Consider the following 19,693-nt stretch of genomic DNA (forward strand, 5'->3'; position numbering starts at 1 on the left):
ACGAGGACCCGGCGAACGACCCGGTCGACGACCGTGTGGTCTCGCATCTGTCCTCGACGGCGATCGCGGGGGGCACCGCACACCCCGAGCTGAAGATCGTCGCGACGAGCTGACCCCCGGTCGTGCTGACCATCCACACGGCCGAGCTGCTGCTGGCCGGCCCCGGAGCGGCCCCCTTGCCCGAGGGGGCCGTCGCCGTGGAGGGCGACCGGATCGTGGCCGTCGGGGCGTACGCCGCCGTGGCCGACGCGCATCCGCGGGCCAGGGTCCGCCGCTGGCCCGGCGTGCTCACCCCCGGCCTCGTGCACCCCGGCGCCACCGCGCTGCTGGAGGCCGCCTACCACCCGGATCCGCGCGAGGCGGACGAGCTGGGCGAGGAGCCGCTGACCGGCGACCGGCTGGTGGCGCTCGGCATGGACGACGCCCGCTGGGGCGCGTCCGCGCGACGCGGCGCGCAGCGGCTGCTGCGGCACGGCACGACCGCGGTGGCGGGCCCCTTCGTCCGCCCGGCCGTCCGCGTGGCCGTGGCGCGGGCGGGGCTCGTCCAGGTCGTACGGCAGGCGCCGCCCGGCCTCCCGCCGGTCCTGGACCCGCTGAGCGCCCTGCCCGAAGGCGCCCCGCCGGACGCGGCGTTCGCGGGCACGCTCGCGCCGGGCGCGCGGGCGGACTTCGCCGTCTTCGACGTGCCGGACGCCGCCGCGCTCGCGGTGCGGGGCGCGGGGTCCTGCGTCGCCACGGTCCTCGCCGGGCGGCTGGTCTACCGCGCGCGCTGACGCGCGTCAGCGATCCGTAAAAGCGGTTGCGCGCGACGTCAGGGGCCCGTTAACGGATGTGGATCTTCCTCTTTCGCTCATAAGAATGAGACGTGCGGGGGCGGTGGGACCGGGGGGTACCCAGTCGGTTCCGGGGGGCGGGGGTCCCCGGTACGACGTCGCCGGCGCCGAGCGCCGGCGACCCGCCGCCGTCCAGACTTCCCCCCACGTGCCCCGCCCGTGGCGGGCGGTGAACAATGGGGTCGTGACCCGAGCATCCCTGGACAAGCAGCCGCACGAAGTCGCCGCGATGTTCGACGACGTGGCGGCGAAATACGACCTCACCAACGACGTGCTCTCGCTCGGCCAGGCCCGCCTGTGGCGCAAGGCCGTCGCCCAGGCCGTGAACGCGCGCCCGGGGGAGAGGGTGCTGGACCTCGCGGCCGGCACGGGCACGTCCTCCATGCCGTTCGCCGCGGCGGGCGCGTACGTCGTGCCGTGCGACTTCTCCGTCGGCATGCTGCGCGAGGGCAAGAAGCGCAACCCCTGGCTCCCGCTCACCGCCGGTGACGCGACCCGACTGCCCTTCGCCGACGGCGTGTTCGACGCCGTCACCATCTCCTTCGGCCTGCGCAACGTGCAGGAGACGGACCAGGCGCTGCGCGAGATGCTGCGGGTGACCAAGCCGGGCGGGCGCGTGGTGATCTGTGAGTTCAGCCAGCCGACGTGGGGGCCGTTCCGGACGGTCTACACGGAGTACCTGATGCGCGCGCTCCCGCCGATCGCCCGGGTGGTCAGCAGCAGTCCGGACGCGTACGTCTATCTCGCCGAGTCGATCCGCGCTTGGCCGGATCAGGCGGCGCTGGCCTCTCGCCTCCAGGAGGCGGGCTGGTCGGATGTGGCTTGGCGGAATCTGACGGGTGGGGTTGTGGCTTTGCATCGGGGTACGAAGCGGTAGGGGTGACCGGGGGTGGTTGCTCGCCGTTGCCGCCTGCGGCGGGCTTCTTCCCCAGCCCCGCCCCTTCCCGAAACTGGGGCTCGTGCCCCAGATCCCCGCAACACGGCTTCGCCGCGTTGTCCTCAAACGCCGGACGGGCTGAATTTGGCTGATGTGGGTGCCGATTCAGCCCGTTGGGGGCACCTCCCAGCGGTAGCTGGGGGAGTTTGAGGACGCGCCCGCAGGGCGCCCCCGCCGCTGGGGGCACCTCCCAGCGGTAGCTGGGGGAGGCAACGGACCCGCACTCGGGGGTCTGGGGCACGAGCCCCAGTTTCGGGAAGGGGCGGGGCTGGGGAACAGAGCGCCGCAGGCGCACTGAAGCCGTACCCGGGCACGGGTCCGCGGTGGAGCCGCGCATCAGATGCTGTGGGAAGGGGCGAGGCTGGGGAACAAAGCCCGCCGCAGGCGTCAACCGACCCGCACCCAGGGCCGCCCCACCCCACCCCGCCCCACCCCCCGGCTCATAGACTCGACGCACCAACCCTCCGCCGAACGGGAGAGCCGACCGTGACCGAGTCCCCCACCGCACACACCGCCGACGTGATCGTCGTCGGTGCAGGCCCGGCCGGCTCCGCCACCGCCTATCACCTGGCCAAGGCCGGGCTGGACGTGCTGCTGCTGGAGAAGACGTCGTTCCCGCGCGAGAAGGTCTGCGGTGACGGGCTGACGCCGCGCGCGACCAAGCAGCTCGTGTCGATGGGCATCGACATCTCCGAGGAGGCGGGCTGGCTGCGCAACAAGGGCCTGCGCATCATCGGCGGTGGCGTGCGGCTCCAGCTGGACTGGCCGGAGCTCGCCTCGTTCCCCGACTACGGACTCGTCCGCAAGCGCGACGACTTCGACGAGCAGCTCGCGCGGAACGCGGAGAAGGCGGGCGCCCGGCTGCACGAGCGGTGCAACGTCGGCGCGCCGGTCATCGACGACCGCACGGGCCGGATCACCGGCGTGCACGCCAAGCTCGGCGAGGAGAAGACTCCGGTCACCTTCCACGCCCCGCTGGTCGTCGCCGCGGACGGCAACTCCACGCGCCTGTCGCTCGGGATGGGCCTGCACCGGCGCGAGGACCGCCCGATGGGCGTGGCGGTCCGCACGTACTTCACCTCGCCCCGGCACGACGACGACTATCTGGAGTCGTGGCTGGAGCTGTGGGACCGGCGCGGCCCGCAGGACCGGCTGCTGCCCGGCTACGGCTGGATCTTCGGCATGGGCGACGGCACGAGCAACGTCGGCCTCGGCGTCCTCAACACCTCCGACTCCTTCAAGGAGCTGGACTGGCGCGAGGTCCTCAAGGCGTGGTGCGCCTCGATGCCGGAGGACTGGGGCTACACCCCGGAGAACATGACGGGCCCGATCCGCGGCGCCGCCCTCCCGATGGCCTTCAACCGCCAGCCGCACTACACGCGCGGCCTGCTGCTGGTGGGCGACGCGGGCGGGCTGGTCAACCCGTTCAACGGCGAGGGCATCGCCTATGCGATGGAGTCCGGCCAGATCGCGGCCGAGGTCATCGTGCAGGCCCACGCCCGCGCCTCGTACGCGCAGCGCGAGCTGGCCCTCCAGCGCTACCCGAAGGTCCTCAAGGACACCTACGGCGGCTACTACACGCTCGGCCGCGCCTTCGTGAAGCTGATCGGCAACCCCAAGGTCATGCAGATGGCCACGCAGCGCGGCCTGACGCACCCGCTGCTGATGAAGTTCACGCTGAAGATGCTGGCGAACCTCACGGACCCCACGGGCGGCGACGCCATGGACCGGATCATCAACGGCCTGAGCAAGGTGGCGCCGCGCTCCTGACAAAGCGCTCCTGACAGAGCGCCCGTGACGAACCAGTAAGTTTCACCCTTTCGGGTAGCTTTCATGCCGTTTCGGCGTGTCCGCTTCGCGGAAGAAACAGACAAGCAACCGCTCGCCGTGCGCCACAGCCCCCGTACGGCGGGCGGTCCTTGCATGTCCTGCCCCCGCGTACGCGAAAGGGCCGCCGTCCCCGAGCGGTGGGGAGTGGCGGCCCTTCACACAGAGCGTCGCGTCACATGACGCGCACGGCACCCGTGGGCATGTCGTAGCTGAGGTCGCGCTCGACCACACCGGAGCTCGGGTTCTGCGCGCCGATGAACTTGCCGCCGCCCACGTAGACGGCGACGTGGTAGGCGCTGCCCGCGGGGCCCCAGTAGAGGATGTCGCCGGGCTGGAGGTTGCTCAGCGACACCTGCGTACCGGCGGTCGACTGGTCCTGCGAGACGCGCGGCAGGCTGATGCCGATCTGGTTGTACGCGGACATGACCAGGCCGGAGCAGTCGTACGAGGACGACCCGGTGGCACCCATCACGTACGCCTTGCCGAGCTGCGCCTGGAGGAAGGAGATCAGCGTGGCGGAGCTGCCGCTGCCGACGGACGCCGAGGACGACGCGGCGGAGGACGCCTCGTCGGAGGAGTCCGCGGCGGACTTGGCGCTGAGGCTCTTGCGCTCGGTGGCACGCGAGGCGCGGGCCTCCTCCTGCTCGCGCTTCTCCTTCTCCGCGGCGGCCTTCTTCTCCGCGGCGTCGGCGATGCGCTGGGCCTCGTCCTTGGCCTGCTTGGACGCGTCCTTGGCCGTGTCAGCGGCCTTGTCCTGCTGCGCGCTCTCCTGGTAGCCGAAGGCGGTCTGCTGGGTGGCAGCAGCGCTCTGCGCGATGGAGGAGGAGATCGTCGCGTTGATCGCCGGCATCTCCATCGTGGCCTCGGTGGGCTTCTCGACGGCGGTGGCGGAACCGGCGCCGGCCACGGCCAGGGTGCTGAGGACGCCACCGGCAACACTCGTGCGCACGACCCACGACTGGGTGGCCGTGCGACGGGGCTTCCGGTGGCTGGTTATATGCGCGTTCGGGGACATGGGACAACGGACTATCAGGCCGCGCAGGTTGAGTTCAATAAAGGTGGCGTGCGTCACAATTGGCATGCCCGCGCCCAGAATTCGGACATTTGATCACGGCGAAGTCACGGCGGCCCGCGTCGCGCCGGGCGTGAACAGCCGCCTCAGCACGGGGTTTGGCCGCCGGGGATGATCGACAGCGGGCATATCACCTTTACGACTCGCGTGTCGAGGCTACCCACGGAAACGGCGTTCCGAACCTCTCGCCGCGTGGCGCAGCTCACGCCCCGCCCGCCTCCGGCCGCGCGCTCGTGAAGCGGAGCGCGGAGCCGGGGTCGATGCGCCACCGACTGTCGTCGTCTCAGTCGGCGGCGCCCCTGTATCAGTTGGCGATCTCGGATGCCAATTTGCGTGCAGCGGCCACGCCTTGATAAAGCCACACCCCTCCGACCAGCGCCGCAGCCGTCAATTGTCACCTCTCGTGATCACTCGACCGCTTCGTGTACGAAGATCGGTGCTCATCCGACTTGATGATCGTTCGTCAGGTGGTGGAGATCACAAACGCGGGCACGTACCCCGTGTCGCAGATCACAGACCGGCGGGCATAGGATGCAGTCGACCCGGGCTTGTGAACTGCCTCACATAGGGGTGATCTTCGCGGAGACCCCCGGAGGCGGTGAGTCCGCCGGGGTCCGGTCAGCCAGCAGTCAGCGTCGACTGGAAGGAGCGAGGAGCGGTGAACGCCTACGCGCCCATCCTCGTACTGGGAGCCCTCGGAGCAGGCTTCGCGATCTTCTCCGTGGTCATGGCCTCGCTCATCGGGCCCAAGAGGTACAACCGCGCCAAGCTCGAGGCCTACGAATGCGGCATCGAGCCCACCCCGCAGCCCGCCGGGGGCGGGCGCTTCCCGATCAAGTACTACCTGACGGCGATGCTCTTCATCGTCTTCGACATCGAGATCGTCTTCCTCTACCCCTGGGCCGTCACCTTCGACGCCCTGGGGCTGTTCGGGCTCGTCGAGATGCTGCTCTTCGTGCTCACCGTCTTCGTCGCCTACGCCTATGTCTGGCGCCGCGGCGGCCTGGAATGGGACTAGGGGGCACCACACCATGGGACTCGAAGAGAAGCTGCCCAGCGGTTTCGCGCTGACCACCGTCGAACAGGCCGCCGGGTGGGTGCGCAAGGCGTCCGTCTTCCCGGCCACCTTCGGACTCGCCTGCTGCGCCATCGAGATGATGACCACCGGCGCCGGGCGCTACGACCTCGCCCGCTTCGGCATGGAGGTCTTCCGCGGCTCACCGCGCCAGGCGGACCTGATGATCGTGGCCGGCCGCGTCAGCCAGAAGATGGCGCCGGTGCTGCGCCAGGTCTACGACCAGATGCCCAACCCGAAATGGGTGATCTCCATGGGCGTCTGTGCCTCCAGCGGCGGCATGTTCAACAACTACGCGATCGTCCAGGGCGTCGACCACATCGTGCCGGTCGACATCTATCTGCCCGGCTGCCCGCCGCGCCCCGAGATGCTGATGGACGCGATCTTGAAGCTGCACAAGAAGATCCAGGGCGAGAAGCTCGGTGTGAACCGCGAGGAGGCCGCCCGCGAGGCGGAGGAGGCGGCGCTCAAGGCCCTGCCGCTGATCGAGATGAAGGGTCTGCTGCGGTGAGCGAGCCGAGGAACGAGGGCACCCCGCCCGTCAACGGCGTCAACCCCGACAAGGACGTCAACGCCCAGAACCTGCCCGGCCAGCGCGGCGGGACGGGCGAGGCGATCCGCGTCCAGCGCGGCATGTTCGGCACCCGCAACGGCGGCGACACCACCGGCTACGGCGGGCTCGTCCGGACCGTGCGGCTGCCGGGCGGCACGTCCCGGCCGTACGGGGGCTGGTTCGACGAGGTCGCCGACGAGCTCGAAGGGGCGCTGGAGGAGCAGGGGCTGCTGCCGCAGAACGCGATCGAGAAGACCGTGGTCGACCGCGGCGAGCTCACCTTCCACATCGCCCGCGAGCACCTGCCGCGCGTCGCCCGCACCCTCCGCGACGACCCGGCGCTGCGCTTCGAGCTGTGCACCGGAGTCAGCGGCGTCCACTTCCCCGAGGACAAGGGGCGGGAGCTGCACGCCGTCTACCACCTGCGCTCGATCACCCACAACCGGCTGGTCCGGCTGGAGGTCAGCGCCCCCGACGCCGATCCGCACGTGCCCTCGATCGTGGACGTCTATCCCACCAACGACTGGCACGAGCGCGAGACGTACGACTTCTTCGGCCTCGTCTTCGACGGCCACCCGGCGCTCACGCGGATCATGATGCCGGACGACTGGCAGGGCTTCCCGCAGCGCAAGGACTACCCCCTCGGCGGCATCCCCGTCGAATACAAGGGCGCCCAGATCCCGGCTCCGGACCAGCGGAGGTCGTACAACTGATGAGCACTCCCCCCGCAAGCCCGCGCGACACCACCGAGGGCACCGTCTACACGGTCACCGGCGGCGACTGGGACGAGATCGCCTCGGCCGCGAAACGGACCGACGACGAGCGCATCGTCGTCAACATGGGTCCCCAGCACCCCTCCACCCACGGCGTGCTCCGGCTGATCCTGGAGATCGACGGCGAGACCGTCACCGAGGCCCGCTGCGGCATCGGCTATCTCCACACCGGCATCGAGAAGAACCTCGAATACCGGAACTGGACCCAGGGCACCACCTTCGTCACGCGCATGGACTACCTCACGTCGTTCTACAACGAGACGGCGTACTGCCTGGGCGTGGAGCGGCTGCTGGGCATCGAGGAGCAGATCCCGGACCGGGCCACGGTCGTCCGCGTGCTGCTGATGGAGCTGAACCGTCTCTCCTCCCACCTGGTGGCCATCGCCACCGGCGGCATGGAGCTCGGCGCCACCACGATCATGATCTACGGCTTCCGGGACCGCGAGATGGTCCTGGACCTCTACGAGCTGATCACCGGCCTGCGGATGAACCACGCGTACATCCGCCCCGGCGGGCTCGCGCAGGACCTGCCGCCGGGCGCGGTGGACGCGGTGCGCGAGTTCGTGAAGAAGATGCGCAGGAACCTGCCGGAGTACGACAAGCTCGCCACCGGCAACCCGATCTTCAAGGCCCGGTTGCAGGACGTCGGTTATCTGGACCTCGCCGGCTGCCTCGCGCTCGGCGCGACCGGCCCCATCCTGCGCGCCGCCGGCCTCCCGCACGACCTCCGCAAGGCGCAGCCCTACTGCGGTTACGACACCTACGACTTCGAGGTGCCGACCGCCGACACCTGCGACGCGTACGGGCGCTTCCTCATCCGGCTGGAGGAGATGCGGCAGTCCCTGCGGATCGTCGAGCAGTGCCTGGACCGGCTGGTGCCCGGCCCGGTCATGGTCGCCGACAAGAAGATCGCCTGGCCCGCCCAGCTGGCCCTCGGCCCGGACGGCCTCGGCAACTCCCTCGACCACATCAAGAAGATCATGGGCACCTCGATGGAGGCCCTGATCCACCACTTCAAGCTGGTGACGGAGGGCTTCCGGGTGCCGCCGGGCCAGGCGTACGCGGCGGTGGAGTCCCCCAAGGGCGAGCTCGGCGTGCACGTGGTGAGCGACGGCGGCACCCGCCCCTACCGGGTCCACTTCCGCGACCCGTCCTTCACCAACCTCCAGGCCATGGCGGCGATGTGCGAGGGCGGCCAGGTGGCCGACGTCATCGTCGCGGTGGCGTCGATCGACCCTGTGATGGGAGGCGTCGACCGGTGAGTGACGTCCAGTTGGGGATGCCCCAGCTTCCCGCTCCCGATTACCCCGCCGACGTACGGGCCCGGCTGGAGGCCGATGCCAAGGAGGTGATCGCCCGCTATCCCGACAGCCGCAGCGCGCTGTTGCCGCTGCTGCACCTCGTCCAGGCCGAGGAGGGGCACGTCACCCGCACCGGCCTGCGCTTCTGCGCCGAGGTGCTCGAACTGACCGTCGCCGAGGTCACGGCGGTGTCGACCTTCTACTCGATGTACCGCCGCGAGCCGAGCGGGGACTACCAGGTCGGCGTCTGCACCAACACGCTCTGCGCGGTGCTGGGCGGCGACGCCATCTTCGACGCCCTCCGCCGCCACCTGGGCGTCGACAACGGCGGCACCACGGACGACGGCAAGGTCACCCTCGAACACATCGAGTGCAACGCGGCCTGCGACTTCGCTCCCGTGGTGATGGTCAACTGGGAGTTCTTCGACAACCAGACCGTCGAGAGCGCCAAGGCCCTCGTCGACGACCTGCGCGCCGGGCGTACCGTCGAGCCGACCCGCGGCGCCCCCCTGTGCACCTACAAGGAGACGGCGCGCATCCTGGCCGGCTTCCCCGACCCCCGCCCCGGCGCCGTCGAGGCGTCCGGCGCCGCCGGGCCCGCCACCCTCGCGGGCCTGCGGCTGGCCAGGGGCGAGACCCCGGCCGCCCACGTCGGCCCGCCGCGCGGCGCGCCCCCGGCCGCCGGGCCCACCCGCGAGCCGGGTCCCGCCGAGCATCCCAGCTCCCACGACGCGCCCCAGCAGACATCGGCCTCGGACCCCGGCTTCCCCGCCGGACCCGTCACCGAGGAGGGGGAGGAATGACCATGGCACCCGCGAACGGTGGGACCCCCCGGCCCACGGCCGGGGGAGGGGCCGACCCCGAGAAGCTGCTCGCGCCCGTGCTCAGCGCCTTCTGGGACCAGCCGCGGTCCTGGACGCTGGACACCTATCTGCGGCACGAGGGCTACGCGGGCGCGCGCAAGGCCCTGGCGATGACCCCGGACGACGTGATCGCCTATGTGAAGGACTCCGGGCTGCGCGGCAGGGGCGGCGCGGGCTTCCCGACCGGGATGAAGTGGCAGTTCATTCCCCAGGGCGACGGCAAGCCGCACTATCTCGTCGTCAACGCGGACGAGTCGGAACCGGGCACCTGCAAGGACATCCCCCTCCTCTTCGCCAACCCGCACGCCCTCATCGAGGGCATGCTGATCGCCTGTTACGCGATCCGCTCCCAGCACGCCTTCATCTATCTGCGGGGCGAGACCGTCCCCGTGCTGCGGCGGCTGCACGAGGCCGTGCGCGAGGCGTACGACGCGGGCTACCTCGGCCGGGACATCCTCGGCAGCGGGCTCGACCTCGACATCACCGTGCACGCGGGGGCGGGCGCCTACATCTGCGGCGAGGAGACGGCCCTCCTCGACTCCCTCGAAGGGCGGCGCGGCCAGCCCCGGCTGCGGCCCCCCTTCCCCGCCGTGGCGGGGCTCTACGCCTGCCCCACTGTGGTGAACAACGTCGAGTCCATCGCGTCGGTTCCCGCGATCCTCAACCGGGGCAAGGAATGGTTCCGTTCGATGGGCAGCGAGAAGTCCCCGGGCTTCACGCTCTACTCCCTCAGCGGCCACGTCGCGGGCCCCGGGCAGTACGAGGCGCCGCTCGGCATCACCCTGCGCCAGCTCCTCGACATCAGCGGTGGCATGCGCCCCGGCCACCGGCTCAAGTTCTGGACGCCGGGCGGCTCCTCGACCCCGCTGCTCACCGAGGAACACCTCGACGTCCCCCTGGACTACGAGGCGGTGGGCGCCGCCGGGTCCATGCTCGGCACCAAGGCGCTCCAGTGCTTCGACGAGACGACCTGCGTGGTGCGGGCCGTCACCCGCTGGACGGAGTTCTACGCCCACGAGTCCTGCGGCAAGTGCACGCCCTGCCGCGAAGGCACGTACTGGCTCGTGCAGTTGCTCCGCGACATCGAGGCCGGGCGGGGCCGCATGACGGACCTCGACAAGCTCGCCGACATCGCCGACAACATCAACGGCAAGTCCTTCTGCGCGCTCGGTGACGGCGCCGCGAGCCCGATCTTCTCCTCGCTGAAGCACTTCCGCGCGGAGTACGAACAGCACATCAAGGGGAAGGGCTGCCCCTTCGACCCCGCGAAGTCCACGGCGTGGGCGGACGGGAACCACCAGGAGGTATCCGCATGACCGTCACCACGCCGGCTTCCTCCGGGGGAGGGAACGCGGCGGTGCCCCCGGAAGACCTGGTCTCCGTCTCCATCGACGGCATCACGCTCTCCGTGCCCAAGGGGACGCTGGTCATCCGCGCCGCCGAGCTCGTCGGCATCGAGATCCCGCGGTTCTGCGACCACCCGCTGCTCGACCCCGCCGGAGCCTGCCGGCAGTGCATCGTCGAGGTCGAGGGCCAGCGCAAGCCGATGGCGTCCTGCACGATCACCTGCACCGACGGCATGGTCGTACGGACCCAGCTCACCTCGCCCGTCGCCGAGAAGGCGCAGCGCGGCGTGATGGAGCTGCTGCTCATCAACCACCCGCTCGACTGCCCCGTCTGCGACAAGGGCGGCGAGTGCCCGTTGCAGAACCAGGCGATGTCCGCCGGGCAGGCCGACTCCCGCTTCGAGGGCCGCAAGCGGACCTTCGAGAAGCCGGTGCCGATCTCCACGCAGGTCCTCCTCGACCGCGAGCGCTGCGTGCTGTGCGCGCGCTGCACCCGCTTCTCCCAGCAGATCGCGGGCGACCCGATGATCGAGCTGCTGGAGCGGGGCGCGCTCCAGCAGGTGGGCACCGGCGAGGACGTGCCGTTCCAGTCGTACTTCTCCGGCAACACCATCCAGATCTGCCCGGTGGGCGCGCTCACCTCGGCGGCGTACCGCTTCCGCTCCCGGCCCTTCGACCTGGTCTCCTCGCCGTCGGTGTGCGAGCACTGCGCGGGCGGCTGCGCGACGCGCACGGACCACCGGCGCGGCAAGGTGATGCGCCGCCTCGCCGCCGACGATCCGGAGGTCAACGAGGAGTGGGTGTGCGACAAGGGCCGCTTCGCGTTCCGCTACGCGCGGCGCCCGGACCGGCTCACCACCCCGCTGGTGCGCGGCGCCGACGGCACCCTGGAGCCCGCGAGCTGGCCCGAGGCGCTGGAGGCCGCGGCCCGCGGGCTGGCCGCCGCGCGCGGCCGGGCGGGCGTGCTGACGGGCGGGCGGCTGACGGTCGAGGATGCCTACGCCTACGCCAAGTTCGCGCGCGTCGCCCTCGACACGCACGACGTGGACTTCCGGGCGCGCGTGCACAGCGCCGAGGAGGCCGACTTCCTCGCGGCGCGGGTCGCCGGGCGGGGCCGCGATCTGGACGGCGCGGGGGTGACCTACCGGACGCTGGAGCAGGCGCCCGCCGTGCTGCTCGCCGGGTTCGAGGCGGAGGAGGAGGCGCCCGGCGTCTTCCTGCGGCTGCGCAAGGCGCACCGCAAGCACGGGCAGCGCGTCTTCTCCCTCGCCACCCACACGACCCCCGGCCTGCTGAAGGCGGGCGGCACGCTGCTGCCCGCGGCGCCGGGCACCGAGACGCAGTGGCTGCGGGCGCTGGCCGATGCCACCGGGCTGGACGAGGCAGGTGAGGCGGCGGCCGAGGCGCTGCGCGCGGACGGCTCGGTGATCGTCGTCGGCGAGCGGCTGGCGGCCGTGCCGGGCGCGCTGACCGCGGCCCTCGCGGCCGCGGGTGCCACCGGGGCGAGTCTGGTGTGGATCCCGCGCCGGGCCGGCGAGCGGGGCGCGATCGAGGCGGGCGCGCTGCCGGGCCTGCTGCCCGGCGGCCGTCCGGCCACCGACCCCCGGGCGCGGGAGGAGACGGCGGCCGCCTGGGGGGTGGCCGGCCTGCCGCGCGGCACCGGCCGGGACACCGGCCAGATCGTCGAGGCCGCGGCCACCGGCGAGCTGGGCGCCCTGCTGGTGGGCGGTGTGGAGGTCGCGGACCTGCCCGATCCGGCACGCGTGCGTGCCGCGCTGGACGCCATCGGCTTCCTGGTGAGCCTGGAGCAGCGGCCGAGCGAGGTGACGGAACGGGCGGATGTGGTGCTGCCGGTCGCGGCGGTCGAGGAGAAGGCGGGCACGTTCCTCAACTGGGAGGGCCGTGCCCGTCCCTTCGAGGTGGCCATCAAACTCGATCAGCTGACACACCGTCATGTGCCGCCGGACGTCCGGGTGCTGCACATGCTGGCCGACGCGATGGGCGTGGCCCTCGCCCTGCCGGACGTCGACGCCGCGCGGACGGAGCTGGACCGCCTGGGCCCCTGGGACGGCGCGCACGCGGCCGACCCCGCCGAGCCCGGCCGGCCGCTGCCGCCGCCCGGCGCCGGTGAGGCGGTGCTCGCGGGCCACCGGCTGCTCCTCGACCAGGGGCGCCTCCAGGAGGGCGACGAGGCGCTGGCCGGCACCCGGCACGCCGCGGTCGCCCGGCTCTCCGCCGCGACCGCCGCCGAGGCGGGTGCGCGCGACGGCGACCTGCTGGCCGTCACCGGCCCGGCCGGGAGCGTGCGGCTGCCGCTGCGGATCACCCCCATGCCGGACCGGGTGGTGTGGCTCCCGCTCAACTCCGTGGGGGCCGGGGTCGCCACTGACACCGGCGCCCGCCCCGGCGAGCTCGTGACGATCGCCGCGGCCGCCGGCACCGGAACCGAGACACCGGAGGCACGACAGTGAAGGCATACGCACTGGCCGCCGAGGACCTGTCGATGTTCGGCCGGGACCCGTGGTGGCTGATCGTCGTCAAGGCCGTCTTCTGCTTCGCGTTCGTCATGCTGACGGTGCTGTTCTCGATCGTCTGGGAACGCAAGGTCGTCGCGTGGATGCAGCTGCGCATCGGCCCCAACCGGCACGGCCCCTGGGGCATGCTCCAGTCCCTCGCGGACGGCATCAAACTGATGCTCAAGGAGGACGTGGTCGTCAAGCGGGCCGACAAGGTCGTCTACGTCCTCGCGCCCGTCGTCGCGGCGATCCCGGCCTTCATGGCGATCGCCGTGATCCCCTTCGGTCCGGCCGGGAACGAGATCTCGATCTTCGGCCACCGCACCACGATGCAGCTCACCGACCTGCCGATCGGTGTGCTCTACATCCTCGCCACCGCGTCGGTGGGCATCTACGGCATCGTCCTGGCGGGCTGGTCCTCCGGCTCGACCTATCCGCTGCTCGGCGGCCTGCGGTCGTGCGCGCAGATGATCTCGTACGAGATCGCGATGGGCGTCTCCTTCGCCGCGGTCTTCCTCTACTCCGGGTCGATGTCGACCTCGACGATCGTGGACGCGCAGCACGACCGGTGGTACGTCCTGCTGCTGCCGGTCTCCTTCCTCATCTACATCGTGGCGATGGTCGGGGAGACCAACCGGGCGCCGTTCGACCTGCCGGAGTCCGAGGGCGACCTGGTCGGCGGCTTCAACACCGAATACTCCTCCATCAAGTTCGCGATGTTCATGCTCGCCGAGTACGTCAACATGGTCACGGTCTCGGCCGTCGCGGTGACGCTGTTCCTCGGCGGCTGGCGGGCCCCGTACCCCGTCTCGGCGTTCTGGGAGGGGGCGAACCACGGCTGGTGGCCGATGCTGTGGTTCGTCATCAAGCTTCAGCTGCTGCTCTTCTTCTTCATCTGGCTGCGCGGCACCCTGCCGCGGCTGCGCTACGACCAGTTCATGAAGCTGGGGTGGAAGGTCCTCATCCCGGTCTCGATGGTGTGGCTGATGCTCGTGGCCACCGTGCGGGCCATGCGCAACGAGCACTACGACTTCCAGCGCATCGTGCTCTACGTGGGCGGCGCGGTCGTCGCGATCCTGCTGCTGTCCTTCGTGGCCGACGTCTTCCGCGACCGCGGCGCGAAGGCGGAGCAGGAGGCGGAAGAGGCCGCTCCACAAGGGGAGTTCGACCCGATGGCGGGCGGTTTCCCCGTGCCCCCGCTGCCCGGCCAGACCCTGCCGCCCGTGCCGCGCAGGCCGTCGCGCCAGGATCGCGAGCTCATTGTCAGTGGCGGGGTCAATACTGTGAGTGACGGTCCCCGAGACGGAAAGGAGGGCGAGGGTGCCTGACTTCCAGAACCCCGTGGCCGGCTTCGGCGTGACCTTCAAGGCCATGTTCAAGAAGCGGCTGACCGAGCAGTATCCGGAGGAGAAGAAGCACACCGCGCCACGCTTCCACGGCCGCCACCAGCTCAACCGGCACCCGGACGGGCTGGAGAAGTGCATCGGCTGCGAGCTGTGCGCCTGGGCCTGCCCGGCGGACGCGATCTACGTCGAGGGCGCGGACAACACCGACGAGGAGCGCTATTCCCCCGGCGAGCGCTACGGCCGCGTCTATCAGATCAACTACCTCCGCTGCATCCTCTGCGGCCTGTGCGTCGAGGCGTGCCCCACCCGGGCGCTGACCATGACCAATCAGTACGAACTGGCCGACTCCAGCCGCGAATCGCTCATCTACACCAAGGAGGAGCTGCTCGCGGGCCTGGAGGACCGCATGGTCGACACCCCGCACGCGATCTTCCCCGGCATGACCGAGAAGGACTACTACCGCGGCCTGGTGACGGAAGCCGCGCCGGGCACGGTGCGCCAAGTGGCCGTCTCCAAGGGCGAGAAGGCGGCGGAGACCGCCGGGCAGACGGGGGAGGGCCAGGCATGAGCGTCCCTCTCGCCGCCGCGGGCATGGCCTCCACCGGCGAGGCCGTGCAGTTCTGGCTGCTGGGCACCGTCGCCGTCATCGGCGCGCTGTCCACGGTGCTGATGAAGAGGGCCGTGCACAGCGCCCTGTCGCTCGCCGGCACCATGATCGTGCTCGCGGTGTTCTACCTCGCCAACGGCGCCTATTTCCTGGGCGTCGTCCAGATCGTGGTCTACACCGGCGCCATCATGATGCTCTTCCTCTTCGTGGTCATGCTGGTCGGCGTCACCGCCGCCGACTCCCTGAAGGAGACCATCAAGGGCCAGCGCTGGCTCGCCGGGCTCTGCGTGCTCGGCTTCGGCATCCTCCTGGTCGCGGGCATCGCCAACGCCTCCCTGAAGGACTTCACCGGGCTCGGCCAGGCCAACTCCGGCGGCAATGTGCAGGGGCTCGCGGCGCTCATCTTCACCAAGTACGTCTTCGCCTTCGAGATCACCGGCGCGCTGCTGATCACCGCCGCCGTCGGGGCGATGGTCCTCACCCACCGGGAGCGCACCGAGCGGGCCCCCGGCCAGCGCGAGCGCTCCCAGGAGCGGGTCCGCGCGGGCAAGCAGCTGCCGCCCCTGCCCGCCCCCGGCGTCTACGCCCGGCACAACGCCGTGGACGTCCCCGGCCTGCTGCCCGACGGCACCCCCGCCGAGCTCACCGTCAACCCGACGCTGCGCTCCCGCGGCCAGATCCGCGACGTCTCGGGCGAGGCGCTGGAGGAGCTGGCGGCCCTGGAGCAGCGGTCCGCGGAGTGGGTCGGCCGCGGCCGCGGCGAGGACGCGAAGGAGGCCAGGAAATGAACCCGGTCAACTACATCTATCTGGCGGCCGTGTTGTTCACCATCGGTGCCGCCGGTGTGCTCATCCGGCGGAACGCGATCGTCGTCTTCATGTGTGTCGAGCTGATGCTGAACGCCTGCAACCTGGCGTTCGTCACCTTCGCCCGGCTGCACGGCAATCTGGACGGCCAGATCATCGCCTTCTTCACGATGGTGGTGGCCGCCGCCGAGGTCGTGATCGGCCTCGCGATCATCGTGTCGGTCTTCCGCTCCCGCCATTCGGCCTCGGTCGACGACGCCGCCCTGCTGAAGCTGTAAGGGGACGCTGACGTGGAGAACCTCATCGGACTGCTCGTCGCGGCACCCCTGCTGGGCGCCGGCCTGCTGCTGTGCGGCGGCCGACGGCTGGACCGCGCCGGGCACTGGATCGGCACGCTGCTCGCGGCGGTGTCCTTCGCTCTCGGCGTGGTGCTCTTCGCCGATCTGCTCGGCAAGGGCCGCGAGGACCGCACGCTCACCTCGCACCTGTTCAGCTGGGTGCCGGTCGACGGCTTCCGCGCGGACGTGGGCTTCCAGCTGGACCAGCTGTCCATGACCTTCGTCCTGCTGATCACCGGGGTGGGCACGCTGATCCACCTCTATTCGGTCGGCTATATGGAGCACGACGAGCGGCGCCGCCGCTTCTTCGGCTATCTGAACCTCTTCCTCGCGGCGATGCTGCTGCTCGTCCTCGCCGACAACTACCTCCTGCTGTACGTCGGCTGGGAGGGCGTCGGCCTCGCGTCGTATCTGCTGATCGGCTTCTGGCAGCACAAGCCCAGCGCGGCCACCGCCGCCAAGAAGGCGTTCCTCGTCAACCGCGTCGGCGACATGGGCCTGTCCATCGCGATCATGCTGATGTTCACCACGTTCGGCTCCTTCGCCTTCGGCCCGGTCCTCGCCCACGCGACGAGCGCGGGGGAGGGCAAGCTGACGGCGATCGGGCTGCTCCTGCTGCTCGCCGCGTGCGGCAAGTCCGCCCAGGTGCCGCTCCAGTCCTGGCTCGGTGACGCGATGGAGGGCCCGACGCCGGTCTCGGCCCTCATCCACGCGGCGACGATGGTGACCGCGGGCGTCTATCTGATCACCCGCTCCGGCGCGATCTTCAACGCCGCTCCGGACGCGCAGACCGCGGTCGTCACGGTGGGCGCGGTGACGCTCCTCTTCGGTGCGATCGTCGGTTGCGCGAAGGACGACATCAAGAAGGCCCTGGCGGGCTCGACCATGTCCCAGATCGGCTACATGATCCTCGCCGCCGGCCTCGGCCCCGTCGGCTACGTCTTCGCGATCATGCACCTGGTGACCCACGGCTTCTTCAAGGCGGGGCTCTTCCTCGGGGCCGGTTCGGTGATGCACGCAATGAACGACGAGGTCGACATGCGGCGTTACGGCGGCCTGCGGAAGTACATGCCGGTCACCTTCGTCACCTTCGGCCTCGGCTATCTGGCCATCATCGGCTTCCCCGGCCTGTCCGGCTTCTTCTCCAAGGACAAGATCATCGAGGCCGCCTTCGCCAAGGGCGGCACCGAGGGCTGGATCCTCGGCGGCGCGGCCCTGCTGGGCGCGGCCATCACGGCGTACTACATGACGCGCGTGATGATCCTGACCTTCTTCGGCGAGAAGCGCTGGCAGCCCACGGCATCCGACAGCGGCTCCGCCGCGGGTGACGGCAACGCCCCGCACCCGCACGAGGCGCCGGCCACCATGACGATCCCCATGATTCTCCTGGCCGTCGGATCGGTCTTCGCCGGTGGGCTGTTCAGTGTCAACGACACCTTCCTGAAGTGGCTGGAGCCGGTCACCGGGCACGCGGAGGGCCATTCCCCCGTCAGCGCGCTCACCGTCACGATCGGCACCATGGCCGTCCTCCTCCTCGGCGTGGCGCTCGCCTGGGCGCAGTACGGCCGCGGGCCCGTCCCCGTCACGGCACCCCGGGGGAACGTGCTCACCCGGGCCGCCCGGCGCGACCTGCTCCAGGACGACTTCAACCACGTCGTGCTGGTCCGCGGCGGTGAGCACCTCACCCGCAGCCTGGTCTACGCCGACCACACGCTGGTCGACGGCGTCGTCAACGGCACGGCCGCCTCCGTCGGCGGGCTCTCGGGCCGGATGCGCAGGCTCCAGAACGGTTACGCGCGGTCGTACGCGGTCTCGATGTTCGGCGGTGCGGCCCTGCTCATCGCCGCGACCCTGCTGATGAGGGCGGTCTGATCATGTCTTTTCCCCTGCTGACGGCCACGGCCGTGGTGCCCGCGGCCGGCGCGGTCGTCACCGCCGCCGTCCCGGCCGCGCGCCGCACGGCCGCCAAGTGGCTCGCGCTGGCCTTCGCGCTGGCCACGCTCGCGCTGGCGGGTGTGCAACTGGCCCGGTTCGACCCGGACTCCGGGAAGCCGTTCCAGCTGACCGAGTCGCACGCCTGGATCAAGGACTTCGGCGTCCGGTACGACCTGGGGGTCGACGGCATCGCCGTGGTGCTGATCGCCCTGGCCGCGCTGCTGATCCCCTTCGTGATGCTGGCCGGCTGGCACGACGCGGACCCGCTCGAAGGGCCCTCGCCCAACCGGCGCTGGCGGCCCACCCAGGGCTTCTTCGCGCTGATCCTCATGGTCGAGGCGATGGTGGTGATCTCCTTCGAGGCCACCGACGTCTTCCTCTTCTACATCTTCTTCGAAGCCATGCTGATCCCGATGTACTTCCTCATCGGCGGCTTCGGCGACCGGGCGGGCGGCCGGACCGAGGAGGAGACGGCGGCCCAGCGCTCGTACGCGGCCGTGAAGTTCCTGCTCTACAACCTCGTCGGCGGGCTCGTCATGCTGGCCGCCGTCATCGGGCTCTACGCCGTCACCGCGCACCAGCTCGGCACCGGCACCTTCTCCCTGACGGAGATCGTCCAGGCGCGGGCGGCCGGCAAGCTGCACTTCGCGACCGTCACCGAACGGGCCCTGTTCCTGGGCTTCTTCTTCGCCTTCGCCGTGAAGGCCCCGCTGTGGCCGCTGCACACCTGGCTGCCCAACGCCATGGGCGAGGCCACCGCGCCCGTCGCCGTGCTGATCACCGCGGTGGTCGACAAGGTCGGCACGTTCGCGATGCTCCGCTTCTGCCTCCAGCTGTTCCCCGAGGCGTCGAAGTGGGCCACGCCGGTGATCATCGTGCTGTCCGTGACCGGCATCCTCTACGGCGCGCTGCTCGCGGTCGGGCAGCGGGACATCAAGCGGCTGATCGCCTACGCGTCGATCTCGCACTTCGGCTTCATCATCCTCGGCATCTTCGCGATGACCACCCAGGGCCAGGGCGGCGCCACGCTCTACATGGTCAACCACGGCATCTCCACAGCCGCGTTGATGCTGGTCGCCGGCTTCCTGATCTCCCGCCGCGGATCCCGGCTGATCGCCGACTACGGCGGGGTGCAGAAGGTCGCGCCCCTCCTCGCGGGGACGTTCCTGGTCGGCGGCCTGGCCACGCTGTCGCTGCCGGGCCTGGCACCCTTCGTCTCCGAATTCCTCGTCCTGGTCGGCACCTTCAGCCGCTATCCGGCGGCCGGGATCGTCGCGACGCTGGGTATCGTCCTCGCCGCGCTCTACGTCCTGGTGCTCTACCAGCGCACGATGACCGGCCCGGTCCGGGAGCCCGTGCGCGGCATGCCGGACCTGAAGGTGCGCGAACTGGTCGTCGTCGGCCCGCTGATCGCCCTGCTGCTCTTCCTCGGCGTCTATCCCAAGCCGCTGACGCAGATCATCGATCCCGCGGTCGGCCGGACGATGTCGCAGGTCCACGAGGTCGACCCCAAGCCCCAAGTGCCGACTTCCCCGACGAACGATGTGGAGGCCGCGAAGTGA

The 19,693-nt window shown here is 70.8% G+C and carries 17 protein-coding genes; 16 read left to right on the forward strand and 1 reads right to left on the reverse strand.

Translation table 11 applies throughout. The annotated features are described in order from the left end of the window. The first annotated feature begins 122 nt into the window (after window positions 1-122). The 3 genes from ACFY1P_RS26855 to ACFY1P_RS26865 all read left to right on the forward strand — a co-directional run bounded on the left by ACFY1P_RS26855 (window position 123) and on the right by ACFY1P_RS26865 (window position 3,540). The gene (locus tag ACFY1P_RS26855; protein ID WP_390752094.1) at window positions 123-773 is read left to right on the forward strand and encodes a hypothetical protein; all 651 of its coding nucleotides are present in this window, start codon (window positions 123-125) and stop codon (window positions 771-773) included. A 244-nt stretch (window positions 774-1,017) separates the two neighbouring features. After that, on the forward strand, window positions 1,018-1,710 hold the full coding sequence (locus ACFY1P_RS26860) for a demethylmenaquinone methyltransferase (RefSeq protein WP_361526228.1): 693 nt from the start codon (window positions 1,018-1,020) through the stop codon (window positions 1,708-1,710). A 546-nt stretch (window positions 1,711-2,256) separates the two neighbouring features. Beyond that, on the forward strand, window positions 2,257-3,540 hold the full coding sequence (locus ACFY1P_RS26865) for a geranylgeranyl reductase family protein (RefSeq protein ID WP_361526231.1): 1,284 nt from the start codon (window positions 2,257-2,259) through the stop codon (window positions 3,538-3,540). A 232-nt stretch (window positions 3,541-3,772) separates the two neighbouring features. Here the strand turns inward: ACFY1P_RS26865 and ACFY1P_RS26870 are convergent, their stop codons facing one another. Further along, window positions 3,773-4,615, reverse strand: coding sequence for an NlpC/P60 family protein (locus ACFY1P_RS26870; protein WP_361526234.1), 843 nt, complete (start codon window positions 4,613-4,615; stop codon window positions 3,773-3,775). A 715-nt stretch (window positions 4,616-5,330) separates the two neighbouring features. On the opposite strand from ACFY1P_RS26870, the gene ACFY1P_RS26875 reads away from it, so the two are divergent. The 13 genes from ACFY1P_RS26875 to ACFY1P_RS26935 are packed head-to-tail and all read left to right on the forward strand — an operon-like array spanning window position 5,331 to window position 19,693. Next, complete coding sequence (locus tag ACFY1P_RS26875) at window positions 5,331-5,690, forward strand: NADH-quinone oxidoreductase subunit A (protein WP_058047631.1); 360 nt, start codon at window positions 5,331-5,333, stop codon at window positions 5,688-5,690. 13 nt (window positions 5,691-5,703) lie between these two features. After that, a complete protein-coding gene (locus tag ACFY1P_RS26880) occupies window positions 5,704-6,258 on the forward strand; it encodes an NADH-quinone oxidoreductase subunit B family protein (RefSeq protein WP_361526237.1) in 555 nt (184 codons plus the stop codon). After that, window positions 6,255-7,013 (forward strand): NADH-quinone oxidoreductase subunit C, encoded by a 759-nt coding sequence (locus tag ACFY1P_RS26885; protein WP_361526240.1) that lies wholly within the window; start codon window positions 6,255-6,257, stop codon window positions 7,011-7,013. Before ACFY1P_RS26880 ends, ACFY1P_RS26885 begins: the two co-directional genes overlap by 4 nt. Beyond that, on the forward strand, window positions 7,013-8,335 hold the full coding sequence (locus ACFY1P_RS26890) for an NADH-quinone oxidoreductase subunit D (RefSeq protein ID WP_361526243.1): 1,323 nt from the start codon (window positions 7,013-7,015) through the stop codon (window positions 8,333-8,335). Before ACFY1P_RS26885 ends, ACFY1P_RS26890 begins: the two co-directional genes overlap by 1 nt. A gap of 17 nt (window positions 8,336-8,352) precedes the next feature. Next, on the forward strand, window positions 8,353-9,177 hold the full coding sequence (gene nuoE / locus ACFY1P_RS26895; protein WP_361526289.1) for an NADH-quinone oxidoreductase subunit NuoE: 825 nt from the start codon (window positions 8,353-8,355) through the stop codon (window positions 9,175-9,177). Beyond that, window positions 9,174-10,553, forward strand: coding sequence for an NADH-quinone oxidoreductase subunit NuoF (gene nuoF / locus ACFY1P_RS26900; protein ID WP_361526246.1), 1,380 nt, complete (start codon window positions 9,174-9,176; stop codon window positions 10,551-10,553). The genes nuoE and nuoF overlap by 4 nt, the downstream gene beginning before the upstream one ends. Next, entirely contained in the window at window positions 10,550-13,054 is a 2,505-nt protein-coding gene (locus ACFY1P_RS26905) for an NADH-quinone oxidoreductase subunit G (RefSeq protein ID WP_361526249.1), read from the forward strand. The genes nuoF and ACFY1P_RS26905 overlap by 4 nt, the downstream gene beginning before the upstream one ends. A gap of 32 nt (window positions 13,055-13,086) precedes the next feature. Continuing rightward, on the forward strand, window positions 13,087-14,427 hold the full coding sequence (gene nuoH / locus ACFY1P_RS26910) for an NADH-quinone oxidoreductase subunit NuoH (protein WP_361526292.1): 1,341 nt from the start codon (window positions 13,087-13,089) through the stop codon (window positions 14,425-14,427). Then, window positions 14,420-15,013 (forward strand): NADH-quinone oxidoreductase subunit NuoI, encoded by a 594-nt coding sequence (nuoI, locus tag ACFY1P_RS26915; RefSeq protein ID WP_361526252.1) that lies wholly within the window; start codon window positions 14,420-14,422, stop codon window positions 15,011-15,013. Before nuoH ends, nuoI begins: the two co-directional genes overlap by 8 nt. Next, window positions 15,010-15,840: an NADH-quinone oxidoreductase subunit J gene (locus ACFY1P_RS26920; protein WP_361526255.1), complete on the forward strand. Its 831-nt coding sequence runs from the start codon at window positions 15,010-15,012 to the stop codon at window positions 15,838-15,840. Before nuoI ends, ACFY1P_RS26920 begins: the two co-directional genes overlap by 4 nt. After that, entirely contained in the window at window positions 15,837-16,136 is a 300-nt protein-coding gene (nuoK, locus tag ACFY1P_RS26925; protein ID WP_361526258.1) for an NADH-quinone oxidoreductase subunit NuoK, read from the forward strand. The genes ACFY1P_RS26920 and nuoK overlap by 4 nt, the downstream gene beginning before the upstream one ends. A 12-nt stretch (window positions 16,137-16,148) precedes the next feature. Further along, entirely contained in the window at window positions 16,149-18,068 is a 1,920-nt protein-coding gene (gene nuoL / locus ACFY1P_RS26930) for an NADH-quinone oxidoreductase subunit L (protein ID WP_390752095.1), read from the forward strand. Window positions 18,069-18,070: 2 nt separating this feature from the next. Further along, complete coding sequence (locus ACFY1P_RS26935) at window positions 18,071-19,693, forward strand: NADH-quinone oxidoreductase subunit M (RefSeq protein WP_361526264.1); 1,623 nt, start codon at window positions 18,071-18,073, stop codon at window positions 19,691-19,693.

Source organism: Streptomyces sp. NPDC001407, assembly GCF_042895325.1.
Taxonomy (GTDB): Bacteria; Actinomycetota; Actinomycetes; order Streptomycetales; family Streptomycetaceae; genus Streptomyces.